The 19,968-nt window shown below is 62.3% G+C and carries 15 protein-coding genes; 11 read left to right on the top strand and 4 right to left on the bottom strand.

From position 1 onward, the window contains the following. Nucleotides 1-17 precede the first annotated feature (17 nt). The 3 genes from J3P89_RS12945 (at nt 18) to J3P89_RS12935 (ending at nt 5,478) form a co-directional block, all read left to right on the top strand. Nucleotides 18-1,160, top strand: coding sequence for an efflux RND transporter periplasmic adaptor subunit (locus J3P89_RS12945; protein WP_434697778.1), 1,143 nt, complete (start codon nt 18-20; stop codon nt 1,158-1,160). Next, nucleotides 1,157-4,255: an efflux RND transporter permease subunit gene (locus J3P89_RS12940; protein WP_434697777.1), complete on the top strand. Its 3,099-nt coding sequence runs from the start codon at nt 1,157-1,159 to the stop codon at nt 4,253-4,255. The genes J3P89_RS12945 and J3P89_RS12940 overlap by 4 nt, the downstream gene beginning before the upstream one ends. Before the next feature lie 125 nt (nt 4,256-4,380). Beyond that, complete coding sequence (locus J3P89_RS12935; protein WP_434697776.1) at nt 4,381-5,478, top strand: alpha/beta hydrolase; 1,098 nt, start codon at nt 4,381-4,383, stop codon at nt 5,476-5,478. Here the strand turns inward: J3P89_RS12935 and J3P89_RS12930 are convergent. After that, nucleotides 5,452-6,360 carry a LysR family transcriptional regulator gene (locus J3P89_RS12930; protein WP_434623768.1) on the bottom strand — a complete coding sequence of 303 codons (909 nt, stop codon included), beginning with the start codon at nt 6,358-6,360 and terminating at the stop codon, nt 5,452-5,454. The two genes, J3P89_RS12935 and J3P89_RS12930, sit on opposite strands and share 27 nt — an antisense overlap. 99 nt (nt 6,361-6,459) lie before the next feature. Between J3P89_RS12930 and J3P89_RS12925 the strand changes: the two genes are divergently transcribed. Then, entirely contained in the window at nt 6,460-7,629 is a 1,170-nt protein-coding gene (locus J3P89_RS12925; RefSeq protein ID WP_434604925.1) for a mandelate racemase/muconate lactonizing enzyme family protein, read from the top strand. 98 nt (nt 7,630-7,727) lie between these two features. Next, nucleotides 7,728-9,035, top strand: coding sequence for a C4-dicarboxylate transporter DctA (gene dctA, locus J3P89_RS12920; protein WP_434697775.1), 1,308 nt, complete (start codon nt 7,728-7,730; stop codon nt 9,033-9,035). A gap of 21 nt (nt 9,036-9,056) precedes the next feature. On the opposite strand, the gene J3P89_RS12915 is transcribed toward dctA, so the two are convergent. Next, a complete protein-coding gene (locus tag J3P89_RS12915) occupies nt 9,057-9,851 on the bottom strand; it encodes an SDR family NAD(P)-dependent oxidoreductase (RefSeq protein ID WP_434697774.1) in 795 nt (264 codons plus the stop codon). 62 nt (nt 9,852-9,913) lie between these two features. Next, the gene (locus J3P89_RS12910) at nt 9,914-10,804 is read right to left on the bottom strand and encodes a LysR family transcriptional regulator (RefSeq protein ID WP_024777250.1); all 891 of its coding nucleotides are present in this window, start codon (nt 10,802-10,804) and stop codon (nt 9,914-9,916) included. Between the two features lie 168 nt (nt 10,805-10,972). Between J3P89_RS12910 and J3P89_RS12905 the strand changes: the two genes are divergently transcribed. From J3P89_RS12905 to J3P89_RS12890, 4 genes are all read left to right on the top strand, one after another. Then, nucleotides 10,973-12,055, top strand: a complete 1,083-nt coding sequence (locus J3P89_RS12905) for a 4-oxalomesaconate tautomerase (protein WP_434697773.1) — start codon at nt 10,973-10,975, stop codon at nt 12,053-12,055. Nucleotides 12,056-12,112: 57 nt separating this feature from the next. After that, nucleotides 12,113-13,417 carry a CitMHS family transporter gene (locus J3P89_RS12900; RefSeq protein ID WP_434697772.1) on the top strand — a complete coding sequence of 435 codons (1,305 nt, stop codon included), beginning with the start codon at nt 12,113-12,115 and terminating at the stop codon, nt 13,415-13,417. 90 nt (nt 13,418-13,507) lie between these two features. Then, entirely contained in the window at nt 13,508-14,761 is a 1,254-nt protein-coding gene (locus J3P89_RS12895) for an OprD family porin (protein ID WP_434697771.1), read from the top strand. Nucleotides 14,762-14,909: 148 nt separating this feature from the next. Next, nucleotides 14,910-15,602, top strand: a complete 693-nt coding sequence (locus J3P89_RS12890) for a type 1 glutamine amidotransferase domain-containing protein (RefSeq protein ID WP_434697770.1) — start codon at nt 14,910-14,912, stop codon at nt 15,600-15,602. Nucleotides 15,603-15,836: 234 nt separating this feature from the next. Here J3P89_RS12890 and J3P89_RS12885 read toward each other — a convergent pair whose 3' ends face one another. Beyond that, the gene (locus tag J3P89_RS12885) at nt 15,837-17,297 is read right to left on the bottom strand and encodes an aldehyde dehydrogenase family protein (RefSeq protein WP_434697769.1); all 1,461 of its coding nucleotides are present in this window, start codon (nt 17,295-17,297) and stop codon (nt 15,837-15,839) included. 318 nt (nt 17,298-17,615) lie between these two features. Between J3P89_RS12885 and J3P89_RS12880 the strand changes: the two genes are divergently transcribed. Both J3P89_RS12880 and J3P89_RS12875 read left to right on the top strand, forming a co-directional pair. Next, nucleotides 17,616-18,941, top strand: coding sequence for an NAD(P)/FAD-dependent oxidoreductase (locus J3P89_RS12880; RefSeq protein ID WP_434697768.1), 1,326 nt, complete (start codon nt 17,616-17,618; stop codon nt 18,939-18,941). Nucleotides 18,942-19,297: 356 nt separating this feature from the next. After that, the gene (locus J3P89_RS12875) at nt 19,298-19,966 is read left to right on the top strand and encodes a haloacid dehalogenase type II (RefSeq protein ID WP_434697767.1); all 669 of its coding nucleotides are present in this window, start codon (nt 19,298-19,300) and stop codon (nt 19,964-19,966) included. Nucleotides 19,967-19,968 lie beyond the last annotated feature (2 nt).

The raw sequence follows: 19,968 nt of genomic DNA, 5'->3' as shown, positions 1-19,968 counted from the left end.
GCAGGAATACGAACCCTATGAAAAGAAAAACACGGCATGTCGTGCTGTTTGTCGTGACCATGGCCTGCGCCATCGCCGTCGGGATGATCGCTGTTTCGCCCGGCCCTCGCCAGGCCAAGGTCGACGTGCCCGCCAGGCCGGCACTGACGGTGGCCGTTACCCGACTGCGATCGTCCATGCTGCCGATCCGCATCCAGGCGAACGGCAACATTGTCGCCTGGCAGGAAGCCAGCGTCGGCACCGAGGCCGATGGCCTGCGGTTGGCCGAGGTCATGGTCAACGTCGGCGATGTGGTCCGGCGTGGCCAGGTACTTGCCACGTTCAGCGCCGAGACGATGGCCGCTGAACTCGCCGAGCGTCGCGCCGCCACCGCCGAAGCGCAAGCGACGCTTGCCGAGGCGCGAGCCAATGCGCAGCGCGCCCGTCAATTGCAGTCGAGTGGGGCGCTATCGAAGCAGGAGGTTCACCAACAGCTGACGGCCGAACGCACGGCTCAGGCGCGACTGGAGGCGGGCAGGGCGCTGGAGCGTATCCAGCACCTGCGTCTGGCCCAGACCCAGGTCCTGGCCCCCGACGACGGGGTGATTTCGGCGCGCAGTGCCACGGTGGGCGCGGTACTGCCCGCTGGCCAGGAGCTGTTTCGCTTGATTCGCAACGGACGGCTCGAATGGCGCGCCGAAGTCGCGGCCCCCGACCTTGTCAAGTTCAGCCCCGGCCAGCTCGCGCAGGTAACTCCGGTCAATGGCGGGGCGATAGAGGGCCGGGTGCGCAGGGTTGCGCCGACGGTCGACCTGCAGACTCGTAACGGCCTGGTCTATGTCGATTTGCCCACGGGCACGGCGGCGCGTGCCGGAATGTTTGCCCGGGGCGAGTTCGAAGTGGCCGCCGAACGGATGATGACGCTGCCCCAAAGCGCCGTGCTGCAGCGTGACGGTTTTAATTACGTGCTGCAGGTAGGACCGCACTTGAAGGTGAGCCAGGTCAAGGTGACGGTCGGCCGCCGCGTTGGCGACCGTATCGAGATAACCGCGGGTATCGACGCTGGCGCCGCAGTGGTCGAAACCGGAGGCGGTTTTCTTGCCGAGGGTGACCTCGTCCGGGTTGTCCAGGCGCGCACCGACCCAATGAACAACCACCCAGCACCTGGGAGTGCGCAATGAGCCTCAACTTGTCGTCCTGGTCGATCCGCAATCCGACGCCTTCGGTCCTGTTGTTCATCCTGCTGACCTTCGCCGGCTTGATGGGCTTCTGGAAGATGAAGGTGCAGAACTTCCCTGACGTTGATCTGCCCATGGTCAGCGTGTCGGCCGAGCTGCCCGGGGCTTCGCCCGCGCAACTGGAAAATGACGTGGCCCGCAAGCTCGAGGATTCGCTCGCAACTGTGCAGGGCGTCAAGCATATCCAGAGCATCCTGACCGACGGCAACGCCGCTATCTCGATCGAGTTCCACCTCGACAAGCCCACCCAGGAAGCGCTGGATGACGTGCGTGATGCGGTGTCACGGGTCCGGGCCGACTTGCCCGCCGACTTGCGCGACCCGGTGGTCCGCAAGATCGAACTCGCCGGTTCGCCGATCCTGACCTACACGGTTTCGGCCAAGCGGATGGACGACGAAGCGCTGTCCTGGTTTGTCGACAACAACGTCAGCAAGGCCTTGCTGGCGGTGCCTGGCGTGGGGGCCGTCACTCGGGTCGGTGGGGTGGCCCGGGAAATTCGCATCGACCTTGATCCCGCGCGTCTGCTGGCGCTGAACACCTCGGCCCTGGACGTCTCCCGCCAGCTGCGCCTGATCCAGCAAGAGGCATCGGGCGGACGTGTGGACCTCGGCGGCGCCGAGCAGACGGTGCGCACCCTCGCCACGGTGCAGTCGGCCGCGGAAATCGTCTTGCTTGACGTGACCTTGAGCGACGGCCGGCGTGTCCGGCTCGACCAGCTGGCCACGGTCTCCGATACCGTCGGCGAACCCCGCTCGGCGGCGTTCCTCGACGGTAAGCCAGTGGTCGGCTTTGAAATCACCCGGGCCAGAGGGGCCGGCGAAATCGAGGTGGATGAAGGCGTACGCGCCGCCCTGGAGTTGCTCAAGACCCGTCACCCCGAAATCACCGTCACCCAGGCTTTCAACTTCGTCGACCCAGTGATCGAAAATTACCAGGGCTCCATGCACCTGCTTTATGAAGGCGCGGCGCTCGCGGTGCTGGTGGTGTTCCTGTTTCTGCCGGATTGGCGCGCGACCTTCGTTTCCGCCGTCGCGTTGCCGCTGTCGGCGATACCGACGTTCGCCGTGATGCACTGGATGGGGTTCACCCTCAACACCGTGACGCTATTGTCGCTGTCGCTGGTCATCGGCGTGCTGGTGGACGACGCCATCGTCGAGGTCGAGAACATCGGGCGCCATTTGCAGATGGGCAAGAAACCTTATCAAGCCGCCATGGATGCCTCCGATGAAATCGGCCTGGCGGTGGTCGCCACGGCATTGACGCTGATCGCGGTGTTCCTGCCCACGGCTTTCATGAGCGGTACGGTCGGCAAGTTCTTCGTCCAGTTTGGCTGGACGGCGGCAACCGCAGTGTTTTTCTCCCTCGTCGTCGCCCGCTTGCTGACGCCTATGATGGCGGCCTACCTGATGCGCGCGCCGAAAAGGCCGGCCCACGATGCGCCCGGGTGGATAAACCGCTACCTGTCCTGGGCGCGCTGGTGCTTGCGCCATCGCGCGGTGACCACACTCGGCGCCGTGGCTTTTTTCGCCGGGGGACTGATGCTCGCGGCCGTGTTGCCGGGCACCTTCATTCCGCCGGATGAAGACTGGCAGACCCAGGTCACCCTCACGCTTGCGCCCGGCAGCAAACTGGGCGACACGCTGGCGTTGGCTGAGCAAGCGCGGCAGATAGTCACGCAAAATCAGCAGGTCAAAAAGGTCTACACCGCGGTGGGGGATGGCAGCGCCGGCGCGGACCTGATCGAACCGGCCGGCAGTGATGTCGCGAATGTCCGCACGGCGGTGCTGACGCTTAACCTGACGCACCGCAACGAGCGTCCCGGACTGACCCGGCAGCAGCTCGAAAACCAACTGCGCGAAGCGCTCGCCGTGTTGCCTGGCGCGCGTATCAAGGTCGGTATGGGAGAGTCGGAAAGCTACGTGCTGGTGCTCGCGGGTGAGGACGCTAGCTTGCTCACCCGGCATGCGCAGCAGGTGGAACGAGAGCTGCGTAGCGTGCCGGGCGTGGGGGCGGTGATCTCGACCGCCAGCCTGATGCGCCCTGAACTGGTGGTTCGGCCGGACTTCGCCAGGGCCGCCGACCTGGGCGTGACCGCGAGCGCGATTGCCGACACGCTCCGCGTGGCCACCCTGGGAGATTACGACCAGGAGCTTGCCAAGCTCAATTTCAGCGACCGCCAGGTGCCTATCGTTGTGCGGCTGAGCGACACCGCCCGCGCGGACTTCGAGACGCTGAAACGTCTGCCGGTGCCCGGCGCGCGTGGTCCGGTAGCGCTGGAAAACGTGGCGACGCTGGAGATCACCAGTGGCCCGGCGCAAATCGAACGGTTCGACCGGATGCGCAATGTCAACATCGAGATCGAGACGAACGGCCAACCGCTGGGCGACATCGAGCAGGCTGTTCTGGCCTTGCCAGGCTTGCAGAACCTGCCGCCAGGCCTGGTGCGAACCTCGGTAGGCGATGCCGAGGCCATGGGCGAACTGGCTTCCGGATTCGGCGTGGCGATGTTGACCGGAGTGTTATGCATCTACATGGTCTTGGTGCTGTTGCTCAAGGATTTCCTGCAACCGCTGACGATCCTTGCCGCCCTGGTGCTCTCGGTGCCTGGGGCCTTCGTGGCGCTGTTCGTGACCGGCTCGACATTGTCCATGCCCTCGATGATCGGCCTGATCATGCTGATGGGTATCGCGACGAAAAATTCGATCCTGCTGGTCGACTACATCATCCTCGCGCGTCGACGCGACGGCCTGAGCCGCCAGGAAGCGATCCTCGACGCCTGCGGCAAGCGCGCTCGGCCGATTGTCATGACGACAATCGCGATGGGCGCAGGCATGATGCCAATCGCCCTGGGTCTGGGGGCCGACCCGAGCTTTCGCGCACCGATGGCCATCGTCCTGATTGGCGGGCTTGTCACGTCAACGCTGTTGAGCCTGCTGGTCATACCCGTGGTGTTTTCCTATGTGGACGATGGGGCGCAGTGGTTGTACAAACGCACCGGTAACGTTTCTCGCAGCGAAGCTGCTGGAGTGATCAATTGATAGTGTCAGCAAAGATCAGGAATGTGCCGTCGCCTTGGCGCCGGCTCATGCTGGGAGTCGCCGCGACCTTGGCATGCATTGCAATGGCGGCTGGCTGCGCGCGGCAACCCAGCGCGGCCGATGCCATGACCGAAGCTGAAAATTTCCAGGCGTATGCCCAGGCATCCCGCGCCTGGATCGAGGAAAAGCGCCTGTTCCAGACCGAAAATCGCGCCGATGAGCTGGACTGGAACGCACCTTATGAAGTGCGCCCCGATGTTCCTTCCACCAAGGCCATTCTCTTGCTGCATGGCTTGGGGGATTCACCCTGGTCCTTCGTCGATATCGCCCGGGATCTGGCCGCCCAAGGCTATGTGGTGCGCGTCGCATTGCTGCCCGGGCATGGCACCAAGCCGGCCGACCTGATCGATGTGCAACTGGAACAGTGGCAACAGTTGGTCGAGCAGCAGGTTGCGTTGCTGCACAAGGAGTTCGCGAACGTCTACCTGGGCGGCTTCTCGACCGGTGCCAATCTGGCGCTGGCCTATGCCGCCAGGGACCCGGACATCAAGGGCCTGGTGCTGTTTTCCCCGGCCTTTCGCTCGAGCGAGTCCTACGACTGGGCCACGCCCTGGCTGGCGCATTTCAAGACCTGGATCCTTGCGCCCGACAACTCCCGGCCGCAGCAGTCGCCCGTGCGCTACCACAATGTCCCCACCAACGGCTTTGCCCAGTTCTACCGCAGCAGCGTAGCGGTTCGCCGGCTCATCGAGCAGCAAGACTTCGATCGGCCGGTGGTTATCGTGCTGACCGAGCAGGATTCAGTCGTCGACGTGCGCTACGTGCGGGAGCTGTTCCAACGGCGCTTCACCCATGCCGCGAGCCGGTTGATCTGGTATGGCCAGGCGCAGCCGACCGGCGCCAGGGACGCTGCGCAGCAACAGCGCATCCTGACGCGCAGCGACCGCATCGCCGATGAACGCATCAGCCAGTTCTCCCACATGGGCATCCTCTTCTCGCCAGCCAACCCGCTCTACGGTCGTTCGGGCACCTTGCGGTTCTGCCGCAACAGCCGCAACGCCGACGAAGTGGCCCGGTGCGAAGCGGGGGAAGAGGTCTGGTATTCGGACTGGGGGTACAGCGAGCCGGGGAAGATCCACGCCCGGCTGACTTACAATCCTTATTTCGAATGGCAGTCCGGGGTGATTCGTGGGGTTTTACAGGTGGCAGAGCAGGGCAGTTGAATCGCCCTGACCCTTCAGCCTGTTCCAGAACTCCTCTGCCGCTGCGCTGATCGGCGCGGTTGGGCGGGTGAGATGAATCTCCAATGGAATATCCCAGCTTTCATCCAGGGCCCGGACCAGGCGCCCGTCAGCCATTTCCTGTTCTGTCAGGCTTTTGGGCAGCCAGGCGACGCCCTTGCTTTCCAGTGCCATGGACATCAGCACCGCGGCGAGATGGCTGCTGAAAAGCGGCTTGAGGTGCAGGTATTCCTCCTTGCCGTGGAGTCGGTGAGCGACGATACGCCCGAGCCCCGATTCCTCGGTGTAGGCCAGGTAGGGCAACGTCGCCGGTGAGGTACCGAAATTGGCCGAGGCACTCGCCAAGGGTATGAGGACGTCCTCGCCGACTTTTTTCCCGCTGAATTGATCAGGCGCCAACAGTGGCGGTACGTCGGGGTGCCGATGGCAGAGCAGGAACTGCACCTGGCCATGAATCAGCATCTGTTCGCACACCGCCATGCTGTCGGAGTGCAGGCGCACGGCATCTATCGGCGCGCCATTCTCGGCGCTTCTCAGCCAACGCGGAAAAAACGTGAACGACAGCGAATGCGTGGCTGCAAATTGCAGCGTCTTGGCGGCCACTCCGGCGACTTCCTGGGCCTCGGTGCGCAGCCTGTAGAGGCGCCTCGCAGCCTCCTGGGCGCCAGGCAGAATCTGCCTTCCAGCCTCGGTCAGCGTCGCGCCTTGAGGCGTGCGCACAAACAGATCCACGCCCATCCAGTTTTCCAGCGAACGGACCCTGCGACTGAAAGCCGGCTGCGTAACGTGGCGCGCTTCGGCGGCGCGAACGAAGCTGCCGTACTCCGCAAGCGCTGAAAAATCTTCTAGCCAGACGAGTTCCAAGGGCAATGCCTCCTGTGCATAGGGCGCGGCATTAATAGCATTGGGCGGGTTTCGTCGCAAAGCATAACGTGGGGTCAACCACAACAAGAGGAACCCCTCATGCGTATCGTCGACATCCGCGAAAAAACTGTTTCCATCGCCTCTCCGATTGCCAATGCCTATATCGATTTTTCGAAAATGACCTGCTCGGTCGTGGCGGTTGTCACCGATGTGATTCGCGATGGCAAACCGGTGATCGGTTACGGTTTCAACTCCAACGGTCGCTACGGCCAGGGCGCGCTGATGCGTGATCGATTCCTGGCGCGAGTCACCGAGGCCGACCCGGAAACGCTGATCGACAAGGAATACGCCAACCTGGATCCGTTCGCCATCTGGAAAACCCTGATGACCAACGAGAAACCGGGTGGCCACGGTGAGCGTTCAGTGGCCGTCGGCACCATCGACATGGCCGTGTGGGACGCTGTCGCCAAGATCGAAGGCAAGCCGCTGTACCGCCTGTTGGCCGACCGTTATCGCGGCGGCGTGGCGGATGACAAGGTCTGGGTCTACGCGGCGGGTGGTTATTACTATCCCGGCAAGGACCAGAGCAAGCTCAAGGCAGAAATGCAGGGTTATCTGGATCGTGGTTATGACGTGGTCAAGATGAAGATCGGCGCGGTGCCACTGGACGAAGATATCCGGCGCATCGAAGCGGTGCTTGAAGTGGTCGGGGACGGGCGGCGACTGGCGGTCGATGCCAACGGCCGCTTCGATCTGGAGACCGGTATCGCGTACGCCGAAGCCATCAAGCAGTACAACCTCTTCTGGTACGAGGAAGTCGGCGATCCGTTGGACTACGCGCTCCAGGCCGAGCTCGCCAATCACTATGAACTGCCGATGGCGACCGGCGAGAACCTGTTCTCCCACCAGGACGCGCGCAACCTGCTGCGGCACGGCGGCATGCGCCCGGATCGCGATTACCTGCAGTTCGATTGCGCCCTGTCCTACGGGCTCGTGGAGTACATGCGCACCCTGAAAGTCATGGAAGAGATGGGTTGGTCTTCGCGCCGCGTGGTGCCCCACGGCGGCCATCAGATGTCCCTGAACATCGCTGCCGGTCTGCACCTGGGCGGCAACGAATCGTACCCCGATGTGTTCCAGCCGTTCGGCGGTTTTGCTGACGGCATCCGCGTGGAAAACAGCTACGTCGGCCTGCCGGATATTCCTGGCGTCGGTTTCGAAGCCAAGTCCGCCCTGTACGCGGTCATGCGCGAGCTGGGCGAGGGCTGATCGTCCTCATCGCCGCGGCCTCCAACGAGGCTGCGGCATCGGGCGTCGCGCAGACGCCTGCCACATGCCCATCACAACAAATAAAATGAGGTGCTCTCGTGGAAATCTCCAAGTCTCGCTGGTACAGCCAGCTGTATGTGCAGGTACTGATCGGCATCGTGATCGGCGCAGCGATCGGTTACTTCATCCCGAATGTCGGGGCCAAGCTCCAGCCCTTCGCCGATGGCTTTATCAAACTCATCAAGATGCTGTTGGCGCCGATCATCTTCGGCACGGTGGTCGTGGGTATCGCCAAGATGGGCAGCATCAAGGAGGTCGGAAGGATTGGTGTGAAGGCGTTGATCTACTTCGAGATCCTTTCGACCATTGCGCTGGTCGTCGGCCTGGTCGTGGTGAACGTCGTGAAGCCTGGCGTCGGGATGAACATCAATGCCAACTCCCTTGATGGCAGCTCCATCAGCAAGTACAGCCAGGCGGCGAGTGAGCAGGGCGGCACCATCGAGTTCTTTCTTAATATCATCCCGCAGACGTTCGTCGGCGCATTCTCCAATGGCGTCATGCTCCAGGTGATTCTGCTGTCGGTGTTGATGGGCGTCGCCCTGGTGCAAATGGGCGAAACCAGCAAGCCGCTGATCAACACCATCGATCTGTTCCTGCAGGGGCTGTTCAGGATAGTCGCGATGGTCATGCGCCTGGCGCCAATCGGCGCGGGTGCCGGCATGGCATTCACCATCGGTAAATACGGCATCGGCACCTTGCTGTCCCTGGGCCAGTTGCTGGTCGCTCTGTATGTCACGACGCTGATTTTCATCGTCGTCGTGCTGGGCGCGGTCGCCCGATGGTCGGGGATGCCGCTGATGCAGTTCCTTCGTTATTTCAAGGACGAGATCCTCATCACGCTGGGGACCTGCTCGACCGAAGCGGTGCTTCCGCGAATGATGGTCAAGCTGGAAAAACTCGGCTGCAAAAAATCAGTCGTGGGCATGGTCTTGCCCACCGGGTACACCTTCAATGCCGATGGCACCTGCATCTACCTGACGATGGCGGCGATCTTCATCGCCCAGGCCACCAATACGCCGCTGACGTTCATGGACCAGATGATCCTGCTGGGTGTGTTCCTGCTCACATCAAAAGGTTCGGCGGGTGTCGCCGGTGCCGGTTTCGTGACCCTCGCCGCGACACTTACCACGATTCATTCCATACCCTTGGTCGGGTTGGTGTTGCTGCTCGGGATCGACCGATTCCTCAATGAAGCACGGGCCGTGACCAACCTGATCGGCAATGGCATCGGCACCCTCGCCATTGCCAAGTGGGACAACTCCTTCGACGTGCAAGCCTGCGAGCGCGAGATCGCGGCGATGAAACAAGAGAAGGCCGATCGAAAGGCGCTATTGGCGCCTAAATGACGACGCCGACCGGTCATGCGGTCAGTCCAGTGACCGGTCCGGCGCCTTGTTCTCGACCAGGCAGTTGCCGCCGTCCACCACCATCACTTCCCCGGTGATGTAGCTCGCCTCGGCAGAGGCGAGGAAGGCGACCAGTGCGGCGACTTCCTCCGGGCGACCGGCCCGGCGCATCGGTGTGTAGCGCGCGGCATTGGCTTCCTCGGCGGTGGTCGAGCCGGTGGCGATCCAGCCGGGTGCGACGCAGTTCACCGTGATTCCCTGCCGGGCCACCTCCAGCGCCAGGCCCATGCTCATGCCCACCATGGCGGCCTTCGCGGCGCTGTAGGCCGCCTCGCCAGGATTGCTGCACCGCGTGCCGGTGGTGGAACTGATATTGACGATGCGTCCGTAATTGCGCGACTGCATGCCGGGCAGGACGGCGCGGGTCAGCAGGAAAGCCGTGGTCACATTTCGCGCCAGCGACAGGTTCCACAGCGCCAGGTCCATGGTTGCCACCTCGGAGAAAGACTCCGGGCTGCCCTGCATGGCCATGCCGGCGTTGTTCACGAGGATGTCGATCCGGCCCCAGACGGACTCTGCCCACGACCCGAACTCGCGTACCTGGTTTTCATCGGTGAGGTCGAGGGGCTGCCCTGCGACTTCAAACCCTTCGGCGCGCAGTTCCTCGATGCGCGCTTCGATGCGCGCGCTGCTGGCGGTAACGATCAGCCTGGCGCCGGCGGCACCGAGCCTGCGGGCGATCGCCATGCCGATGCCCGTCTCGCTGCCAACGCCACTGACGAGCGCCACTGGGTTAAGTCCGATTGCGTTTGGCATGGCAGTCTTCCAAGGATGGTGGTCAGCCAGTATGGCATCGATTTAGCGGGGCAAAGAGCGCTCTACTGCGGCCACTGCTCCAGCAGGATCGAGACAAATTTTTCTGCGGCAGGCGACAGCGAAGCCCCTCGTCGATAAACCAGGCCCAGTGACCGGTTCACCACCGGCTCGATCAGCGGCACGCTGACCAGTGTCGGATGGTCCCCGGCAGGCATTGCCAGGCTGGGCATCGCCGACACCCCGAGGCCGGCCTCGACCAGGCCCAGTGACGTGGAGAGATGTTGCACTTCGTAGAACCACTGCGGGCGCCAGCTCAGGCCAGACAGCGCGTGATCGAGCAGCATGCGGTTGCCACTCAGGCGCCCGACGCCGATCAACCGATAGTCGCTGAGTTCCGACCAGGTCACGGCGCTGCGTCCTGCCAGTTCATGGTCGCGCCGGCAAGCCAATACAAAGGGTTCGTTGACCAGCGGCACGAATTCGATGTCCGGGTGCTGGCCGCTCATCATGTTGATGCCGAAATCGGCTTCGCCGCGCAGTACCGCCTCCAGTCCTTCGTTTGCGCTGAGGTCCAGCAGGCGGATGCGGATTTTCGGGTAGCGCTCATTGTAGAGCCGGATCACCGAGGGCAGGAAGTAGAACGCCGCCGTCGGGATGCAGGCCAGGGTCACTCGGCCGATCTGCCGTTCCGCCAGCTCGCGGATGTTGAGGATCGAGTCGTCGAAATCATCCAGCAGGCGTCGCGCCTTGGGCAGGAAATCCCGCCCGACGCTGGTCAGGCTGACTTTGCGCGTGGTGCGATCAAGCAGGGCCGTTCCCAGGCCTTCCTCAAGTTTTTTCATGCGCCGGCTCAGGGCTGGCTGGGACAGATGCAGCGCATCGGCAGCTTCATGAAAACTCCCCAGTTCGGCGATTTTCACGAAAGATCGGATGTCCTGGAGTTCATATTCCATTTTTTATCTCACTGGGGAGGGGCTGTGAACACGCCCCGGATCGTAGATTAATTCTTTTGTGTAACGCAATAATGGCTCCGATCTTTGCATTGGAATCACTTTTTAAACCCTGCCACTCTTGTGTCCAGAACATCAATTATCCAGATTGATCAACAAGAGTTAGTGGTCATGCAACGAATTCCTTGTGTACTCATGCGTGGCGGCACGTCCAAAGGTCCGATTTTTCTCGCCTGGGATTTGCCTGCGGTGATCGCCGAACGAGACGAGTTGCTGCTCAACCTGATGGGTTCCGGTCACGAGCTGGAAATCGATGGCATCGGCGGTGGCAGCCCGCAAACCAGCAAAGTGGCGATCGTCAGTCCTTCACTGCATCCGGAGGCCGATGTGGATTACCTGTTCGTGCAGGTCATGGTGTCCCAGCGGCGGGTCGATACCGCACCCAACTGCGGCAACATGCTCTGCGCCGTCGGCCCGTTCGCCATCGAGCAGGGCCTGGTCAAGGCGACAGGCGAGCTGACCCGGGTGCGTATCCGCAACCTCAACACCGGCACCTTCGTCAACGCCGAAGTGCAGACTCCGCAAGGCAAGGTCAGCTACGAGGGCGACACCGCCATCGATGGCGTGCCCGGCACGGCGGCGCCAGTGCAACTGACCTTCCTCGACGCCGCGGGCAGCAAGACCGGCAAACTCTTCCCGACCGGGCAACCCCTCGACCTGATCGACGGCGTCCCGGTGACTTGTATCGACATGGCCATGCCGATGTTGATCATCGAGGCCAGCCAACTGGGCAAGCGTGGCGACGAGAGTCCGGCCGAACTGGACGCCGACAAGGCCTTCCTGCAACGCCTGGAGTCGTTGCGACTGAAAGCCGGGCTCGCGATGGGCCTGGGCGATGTCAGCGACAAGGTCATTCCCAAGCCGGTGCTGGTGTCCGCGGCCAAGAGCGGCGGGACGATTCAGGTGCGCTACTTCATGCCGCACAACTGCCACCGCGCGCTGGCGATTACCGGCTCGATCGGCCTGGCGACGGCGTGCGTGACCGACGGCAGCGTCGCCGCCAACCTGCTTGGCGGCGCCAGCGAGCCGCGCTTGCAGCGGGTGCGCATCGAGCACCCCAGCGGCGGCATTGATGTGGTGTTGTCCTACACCGGCGAAAAGGGTGAGACCATCCGTGCGTCGGTGGTCCGCACCGCCCGCCGGCTCTTCTCGGGTTTCGTCTACGCCACGGTTTCCCGGCGCCTGGCCGGATAGCCCAGGCCGTTTTTTGTCATTGCATCAGCGACTCAATAACAACAAGAGATCTGACATATGCTCGCTTTACTTGGCTTGGCCATGGTGGTGGTCTTTACCTTCCTGATAATGACCAAACGGCTGTCGCCGATCGTCGCCCTGACAATCGTGCCGATCGTCTTCGCGATACTGGGCGGGTTTGGCGGAACCACCGGCAAGATGATGCTGGACGGCCTGAAGATGGTCGCGCCGTCGGCGGCGCTGCTGCTGTTCGCGATTCTGTTTTTCGGCCTGATGATCGACGCCGGCCTGTTCGACCCGCTGATCCGCAAGATTCTCAAACGCGTCAATGGCGACCCGATGAAGATCGCCGTGGGCACCGCACTGTTGTCATTGCTGGTGGCCCTGGACGGTGACGGCACGACGACCTACATGATCACCTGCGCCGCGATGCTGCCGCTGTACAAGCGCATCGGCATGAATCCGATGATCCTGGCGACCGTCTCGATGCTGTCGCTGAGCATCATGAGCGGCATGACACCCTGGGGCGGCCCGGCGACCCGCGCCATTGCGGCGTTGGGCCTGGATGCCGGCGAGTATTTCGTGCCGCTGCTGCCGACCATGATCGGCGGTGCCGCCTGGGTGGTGTTCACCGCGTTCCTGCTAGGCCGCGCCGAGCGCAAGCGCATTGGCAATATCCAGCTGCAAAGCGGTGGCGGCGACTGCTACATCAAGGCGATTCTTGAAGACACGCCGTACAAGCGTCCGAAGCTGGCCTACGTCAACCTGCTGTTGGTGATTGCGGTCATGGTCGCGCTGGTGATGGGGCTCATGCATTCGGCGATCCTGTTCCTGATCGGTTTTGTCCTGGCGCTGGTGATCAACTATCCGCAGCTGGATATCCAGAAGGAGCGCATCCTCGCTCATTCGGGCAACGCCATGACCGTGGTCTTGCTGGTGTTCGCGGCGGGCATTTTTGCCGGGATCTTCTCCGGGACCAAAATGGTCGATGCCCTGGCGCAGACCCTGGTCGACTGGATCCCGCCATCCTGGGGCCATCTGTTCCCGCTGGTGGTGGCGATTACCAGCATGCCGCTGACCTTCGTGCTGTCCAATGATGCCTACTACTTCGGTGTGGTGCCGATCCTGGCGAACGCCGCTGCCGCCTACGGCATTCATCCGGTGGAAATCGCCCGGGCGTCGATTCTCGGCCAGCCGGTGCACCTGATGAGTCCGCTGGTGGCCTCGACCCTGTTGCTGGTGGGCATGGTTGACCGCGACCTCGGCGACTTCCAGAAAGCCACCCTCAAATGGGCGGTGCTCACCTCCCTGGTGATTACCGCGTTGGCCCTGCTGACCGGGGCGCTGACGCTGTTCTCCTGAATCACCCGACAACCTTGTTGCTTGCCTGACGCTCCTCACACGGGGAGTGCGCTGGCCTGCGCGCGAAATAACAACAATGAGAAATCCGACATGAGCAATTACCTGACCCGAGCGGCCTGGTTTCCGATCCTCGGCCTGTTGCCGCTGTCCACGGCCAGCGCCGAAGGGTTCATCGACGACAGCAAGTTGAAGTTGCAACTGCGCAACGTCTACTTCAACGAAAACTTTCGCGACGAACATGGCATGAGCGCGCGGGCCGCGAGGACCGCCAAGAGCGAGCGAACCGAATGGGCCCAGGGTTTCCTGTTGGATTACCAGTCAGGGTATACCCCGGGTACCGTCGGTTTCGGCGTCGATGCCCTGGGCCTGCTGGGGGTCAAGCTTGATTCCGGGCGCGGGCGCAGCGGCACGGGCCTGCTACCGGTGCATGACGACGGGCGCGCCGCCGACGAGTTTGCCAGCGCCGGCATGACCGCCAAGGCCCGGGTGGCCAAGACCATCCTCAAGCACGGCACCCTGTTGCCGAAGAACCCGGTGCTGATCTACAACGACGCGCGCCTGTTGCCGCAGACCTACCAGGGGACCCAGATCAACAGCAGCGACATCGCCAATCTCAGCCTGACTGGCGGGCATCTGCAGCGTTTCAAACTGCGCGATTCAAGCGACAGCATGCCGATCGTGCCCGACGGTTATGGTGGCGATCAGTCAGGCGACTTCAGCTACGCGGGCGCCGACTACCAGTTGGGCAAGACCCTGCGCCTGAGCTACTTCTATGGCGAGCTGGAGAACTTCTATCGACAGAATTTCGCTGGCATCCAGCACGACCTGCCGCTTGGCCCCGGGGTTCTCACCAGCGATCTGCGCTATTTCAACAGCGCCGATGCCGGCTCGGCCCACGGCGGGAACATCGATAACGACATGCTCAGCGGGCTGCTGTCCTATGCCGTCGTGGGCCACACCTTCAGCGCCGGCTACCAGAAACTCAGCGGGCAAGGGGGTTTGCCTTATATCAGCGGGGCGACGGTCTATTCCTTCAGCAATGCCGGGATCGGTAAATTCATCGAGGAAGACGAGAAGACCTGGATGCTCGGTTACGGCTACGACTTCGCGCGCCTTGGCATTCCCGGCCTGACGTTTTCCAGTCGTTATCTCAGTGGTGACGATGGCAAGTCCAACAGCGCGGTGAAGGAATGGGAGCGTGATGCAGAAGTGGCCTATGTCGTGCAGCAGGGCACTTTCAAGGGACTGGGTGTGAAACTGCGCAGCTATGTCTATCGCTCGGATTTTGCCAGGGGCCGTGACAGTAATCGTCTCTACCTGACCTACGATGTTGCGCTTTGGTAGTGGCTTGGCCTGCGCCGAGGGCGGAAATGGGGCATGACGAAATCATGGCGTTCCCTACACCCGCTTGAACGTCTCCCCCAACGCAGCCTCTGACACTAGTACAGGGCGCACGCACGTCGCCCATTCACCGCGCGGAGGATAGGTTCACATGAAGATTCTAATGGTCCTTACATCTCACGATCAGTTGGGCGACACCGGCAAGAAAACCGGCTTCTGGCTGGAAGAATTCGCCGCTCCCTATTACGTGTTCGTCGATGCCGAGGCCACGGTCACGCTTGCGTCGCCGAAGGGCGGGCAACCACCGCTGGACCCCAAGAGCGATGAAGAGGACGCCCAGACTGATGCAACCCGCCGCTTTGGCGCCGACACCCAGGCCCAAGCGGCGTTGGCCAACACCTTGCCGCTGGGCGAGGTCGACCCCTATGACTTCGATGGGGTGTTTTATCCCGGCGGTCATGGCCCCCTTTGGGATCTCGCCGAAGACACCGACTCCAAGACCCTCATCGAAGCGTTTTACGCAGCGAATAAACCCATCGCGGCCGTCTGCCACGCGCCCGGAGTATTCAAGAACGTCAACGCCCCGGACGGCCAGCCCGTGGTCAAGGGTAAAAAAGTCACCGGTTTCACCAATTCCGAAGAAGAGGCGGTGGGGCTGACCCAAGTGGTCCCGTTCCTGGTGGAGGACATGCTCAAGGCCAAGGGCGGCGAGTATTCCAAAGGGGCGGACTGGGGCAGCCATGTGGTCGAGGACGGGCATCTGATCACCGGGCAGAATCCCGCCTCATCCGAAGCGGCTGCCAAGGCGTTGCTCAAGCGGTTGGAGGCGGAACAGGCGGGTTGAGTCAGGTTCACTCCGCCGCCTGTGAGGCAATCGACAAACCCGTGGCGAGGGAGCTTGCTCCCGCTCGGCTGCGCAGCAGTCGTGAATCGGTGGTCAAGGTGACTCCGATATTCCGCATTCGGCAGGTTTTGGGGCCGCTTCGCGACCCAGCGGGAGCAAGCTCCCTCGCCACGGGGTCTTTTTTTCTTGAATAAACTGTCGTACTGAAACCATTCGGGCGACGGCATAGGGCAATCAGCCGAACCCGATGATCGCCTTGGTTTCCAGGTATTCCTCAAGCCCGAAGACGCCGTACTCACGCCCGTTGCCCGATCGCTTGTAACCACCGAACGGCGCCATGGGATTCCAGGCGGGGTAATTCAGGAGCACTTGCCCGGCGCGGATCCGAGAAGCCACCGCGCGCGCCAGGTCAAGGTCTTGTGACTGGACGTGGGCGCCCAGCCCGTAGACCGTATCGTTCGCAATAGCCACCGCCTCGTCGATCGTTTCATAGACAATGATGCACAACACCGGCCCGAAGATTTCCTCCTGAGCGATGCGCATGGCGTTATCCACCTCGGAGAACACTGTCGGGCGGGTGTAGTAACCCTTTTCAAAACCGGGCACGCGTCCGGGGCCGCCGCAAAGCAGCTTTGCGCCTTCGTGCAGGCCGGTCTCGATCATCGCCTGCACGCGATTGAACTGGGCTTGATTGGCAATCGGGCCGAGTACCGTTTCCGGCGATTGCGGATCACCAACGATGATCGCGTTGGCGGTTGCGGCCGCCAGCGCTTCGACTTCAGCCAGTCGGTCCTTGGGAACAATCATGCGGGTCGGGGCGCTGCATGATTGTCCGACGTTGCGCAGCGCCGCCAGCACGCCGGCCGGGACGGCTTTGGCAAAGTCCGCATCGGGAAGCAATATATTCGGCGATTTGCCGCCCAGTTCCTGGCCGACCCGCTTCGCCGTCGGGGCGGCCGCCTGTGCCACCAGCGTGCCCGCGCGGTTTGAGCCGGTGATCGAAATCATGTCGATATCAGCGTGTGCGGCCATCGCGGCGCCGACCACATGGCCGCTGCCGTTCACCAGGTTGAAGACCCCCGGTGGCAGGCCCGCGTCATGCACCACCTGTGCAAACAGCAGGGCGCTCAGCGGTGACAGCTCACTGGGCTTGAGCACCACCGTGCATCCGGCCGCCAGCGCCGGGGCGACTTTTGCAGTGATCTGGTAAAGCGGCCAGTTCCAGGGCGTGATCAGACCGCAGACGCCTATGGGTTCGCGCCGGATCGCCGTCGTGCCCTCGAGCGTCTGGAAGCAATAAGTGGACAGCAGATCGCGCGCGACCCGAACGTGTTCGGCCGCCAGGGGTACCTGCATTGCCCGAGCAGCAGCGATGGCCGAGCCCATTTCCAGGGAGATCGCCTGGGCAAACGCTTCTTTTCGCTCAAGGATAAGCTCATGGATCTTGCCCAGCAGTAGCGCGCGCGAAGCCGTGGAGGTGGCAGACCAACCGGCAAACGCGGCACGCGCCGCTGCTACCGCCCGATCGATATCCTCGGCAGAACCGCTGGCAACCTGGGCGACCACTTCTTCGGTCGCCGGGTTGACCACCGGCAGGCTGGCCGGGCTGGCCGGCGCAGACCAACCGCCGTTGATATAAAACCGCTGAGCCGATTGCGGATCAACACTGTAGCGATTCGAAGATTGAGTAGTCATCCAAGGCGTTCCTTTAGAGCGGCATGTCGAGTCTGCTCAATAAGCTAACAAAGCGGCCCGGACAAAATATGCCGTTGTTCAAGGGCCCAAAGGAGAATCTGCCGTATCTGCCAGGCTAACTTCCCATTAACCATGGCCTGTCAGGCTCTGACGCTTCCGACCGCAACGCCCGGGTTCGGAGCGTCCCGCAAAGTCTGCTGAACAGGTCGCGCAAAACGGTGCTTTGTACCAGGCGGCCTATACTTTTAGCCGTTTATGCACGGTTTCATGGTGTTGTAATAACGCCACCGCTCACCGCCCTTCAATGGACATCCCAAAATGCCTGCACCGTTGACTTCCGTAGAGACGAATTCTGAACTGCCGACGCACGCTGACGTTGTCGTGATCGGCGGCGGCATTATCGGAACCTTCACGGCCTATTACCTGGCCAAGCGCGGCCTGAAGGTTGCGCTGGTGGAGAAGGGGCGCGTGGGGGCGGAGCAGTCGAGTCGAAACTGGGGTTGGTGCCGTCAGCAGAATCGGGACGCTCGTGAGCTGCCGCTGTCGACCAAGAGCCTCGAACTTTGGGAACAGTTCGCCGCGGAGACCGGCGAGGACACCGGATTCAGAAGGTGTGGCTTGCTCTATCTGAGCAACAACGAGAAAGAGCTGGCGGGTTGGGCAAAGTGGGGTGAGTTTGCCCGTACCGTCAATGTCACAACGCACATGCTGACGGCGGAACAGGCAGCAGAACATGGTCGGGTGACCGGCAAGTCCTGGAAAGGCGGGGTCTTCTCGCCGACCGACGGTACGGCGGACCCGTCCCGTGCCGCTCCGGCGGTTGCGCGGGCGATCATCAAGCTGGGCGGCACGGTGCATCAGGGCTGCGCCGCGCGTGGGATCGAGACTGAAGGCGGGCGGTTGTCCGCGGTCGTTACCGAAAAGGGCACCATTCGAACCAAACTCGCGGTGCTGGCCGGTGGCGCATGGGCGTCCTCGTTCTGCCGTCAGTACGGCATCCGGTTTCCCCAGGCGTCCATTCGCCAGACGATACTGTCGGTCTCCAAGGGCGCCGAAGAGATACCGGACGCACTCCACACGGATGAGGTCTCCATGACCCGTCGCTCTGATGGCGGTTTCACGCTGGCCATCAGTGGCAGAGGGCGCGTTGACCCGACCCCGCAGCTGTTGCGGTTCGCTCCGCAGTTCCTGCCGATGTTCCAGCGCCGCTGGCGCAAGCTGGCGCCCGGTGGTCTGCAAGGCTTCCAGTCGGGGCATGAAGGCCTGGGCCGCTGGCGGTTGGACCAGCCAACCCCGATGGAGCGGATGCGCATCCTCGATCCTGCAGCCGATGCATCGGTTGTCGAGCTGACTTACAAGCGCGCGGTCGACCTGATCCCGATGCTGAAAAACTCGTCAGTCACCGCTGCCTGGGCAGGTTATGTGGACAGCACGCCTGATGGCGTCCCGGGCATTGGCGAAATAGCGAGCCTGCCTGGCCTGGTGCTGGCGGCAGGGTTCAGTGGCCATGGCTTCGGCATCGGCCCTGGCGCGGGCCACTTGATCGCCGACATTGTCAGCGACATGCCTCCCCTGGTTGACCCGCGTCCCTATCACCCGGATCGATTCCAGTCTTCAGCCTGGGGCAAAGTCGCGGAGTTCTGAGGCCAGTACAAATCTCACCGGCAACACAAGCAACGGGCGCATCCTCAGGGAATGCGCCCGTTCTCGTTGGCGGGGTGGATTCTGCCGCTGGCGGCGGTTCGACTGGTTCTTTGCGCACCATAAATGGCCGCGAACACCCTGAAAAAGGTGCAGATGCCCGGGCTTGGCGCATCCCGCACAGTCTGCTGAGCGGGCCCCGAAAAACGGTGGTTTGTGCCAAGCGGCCTATACTTTTAACCGTTTATGCGCGGTCTCATGATGCTGTAATAAAACCGTGATGCAGCGTTGCAGCCAGGCTTCAAGAACGAGCAACCGCTTGCCCCTCATGACCTCAACCATCACTCAGGACCGCACTCATGAGCTTCCTTCGCCCCAAGTTCATTACCTTTGACTGCTATGGCACGTTGACCAACTTTCAGATGGGGACCATGACGCGCGAGCTGTTCGCCGATCGGGTCCCAGCCGAGCAGATGGATCAGTTCGTCAAGGATTTCTCGGCCTACCGGCTGGACCAGGTGATGGGCGACTGGCGGCCCTATGATGAAATTCTCAAGACTGCCCTGGCCCGGGTCTGCAAGCGTTGGGGTGTCGAATACAAAGGCGAAGGCCAGCTCTATTACGACGCCGTACCGACCTGGGGCCCGCATGCCGACGTACCGGCAGGCCTGTCGAAAATCGCCGACAAGATTCCCCTGGTGATTTTCTCCAATGCGATGGACGAGCAGATCATGTCCAACGTCGACAAGCTCGGCGCACCTTTTCATAAAGTCTTCACGGCTCAACAGGCCCAAGCCTACAAGCCACGTCTGGCGGCCTTCGAGTACATGCTCGATAACCTCGGCTGCGGGCCGGAGGATGTCCTGCATGTGTCTTCGAGCTTCCGCTACGACCTGATGTCGGCCCATGACATGAAGATCAAGCACAAAGCCTTCGTGGCCCGGGGTCATGAGCACCCGGCGAACGCGGCCTTTGGTTACCACCAGATCCCGGACATCGGCGGGTTGGCCGGTCTGGTCGGTCTCTGAGT

The organism is Pseudomonas sp. Z1-14 (genome assembly GCF_051132005.1).
Taxonomy (GTDB): Bacteria; Pseudomonadota; Gammaproteobacteria; order Pseudomonadales; family Pseudomonadaceae; genus Aquipseudomonas.
Note: the sequence above shows the minus strand (reverse complement) of the source record. Positions and strands in the feature narration are given on the sequence as shown.

What these genes read in the sequence shown, in the direction of transcription:
- J3P89_RS12910 (WP_024777250.1), bottom strand. Translation starts at nt 10,804, where the DNA reads ATGGAATATGAACTCCAGGACATCCGATCTTTCGTGAAAATCGCCGAA.
- J3P89_RS12945 (WP_434697778.1), top strand. Translation starts at nt 18, where the DNA reads ATGAAAAGAAAAACACGGCATGTCGTGCTGTTTGTCGTGACCATGGCC.
- J3P89_RS12915 (WP_434697774.1), bottom strand. Translation starts at nt 9,851, where the DNA reads ATGCCAAACGCAATCGGACTTAACCCAGTGGCGCTCGTCAGTGGCGTT.
- J3P89_RS12890 (WP_434697770.1), top strand. Translation starts at nt 14,910, where the DNA reads ATGAAGATTCTAATGGTCCTTACATCTCACGATCAGTTGGGCGACACC.
- J3P89_RS12905 (WP_434697773.1), top strand. Translation starts at nt 10,973, where the DNA reads ATGCAACGAATTCCTTGTGTACTCATGCGTGGCGGCACGTCCAAAGGT.
- J3P89_RS12875 (WP_434697767.1), top strand. Translation starts at nt 19,298, where the DNA reads ATGAGCTTCCTTCGCCCCAAGTTCATTACCTTTGACTGCTATGGCACG.
- J3P89_RS12895 (WP_434697771.1), top strand. Translation starts at nt 13,508, where the DNA reads ATGAGCAATTACCTGACCCGAGCGGCCTGGTTTCCGATCCTCGGCCTG.
- J3P89_RS12925 (WP_434604925.1), top strand. Translation starts at nt 6,460, where the DNA reads ATGCGTATCGTCGACATCCGCGAAAAAACTGTTTCCATCGCCTCTCCG.
- J3P89_RS12880 (WP_434697768.1), top strand. Translation starts at nt 17,616, where the DNA reads ATGCCTGCACCGTTGACTTCCGTAGAGACGAATTCTGAACTGCCGACG.
- J3P89_RS12940 (WP_434697777.1), top strand. Translation starts at nt 1,157, where the DNA reads ATGAGCCTCAACTTGTCGTCCTGGTCGATCCGCAATCCGACGCCTTCG.
- J3P89_RS12935 (WP_434697776.1), top strand. Translation starts at nt 4,381, where the DNA reads ATGACCGAAGCTGAAAATTTCCAGGCGTATGCCCAGGCATCCCGCGCC.
- J3P89_RS12900 (WP_434697772.1), top strand. Translation starts at nt 12,113, where the DNA reads ATGCTCGCTTTACTTGGCTTGGCCATGGTGGTGGTCTTTACCTTCCTG.
- J3P89_RS12885 (WP_434697769.1), bottom strand. Translation starts at nt 17,297, where the DNA reads ATGACTACTCAATCTTCGAATCGCTACAGTGTTGATCCGCAATCGGCT.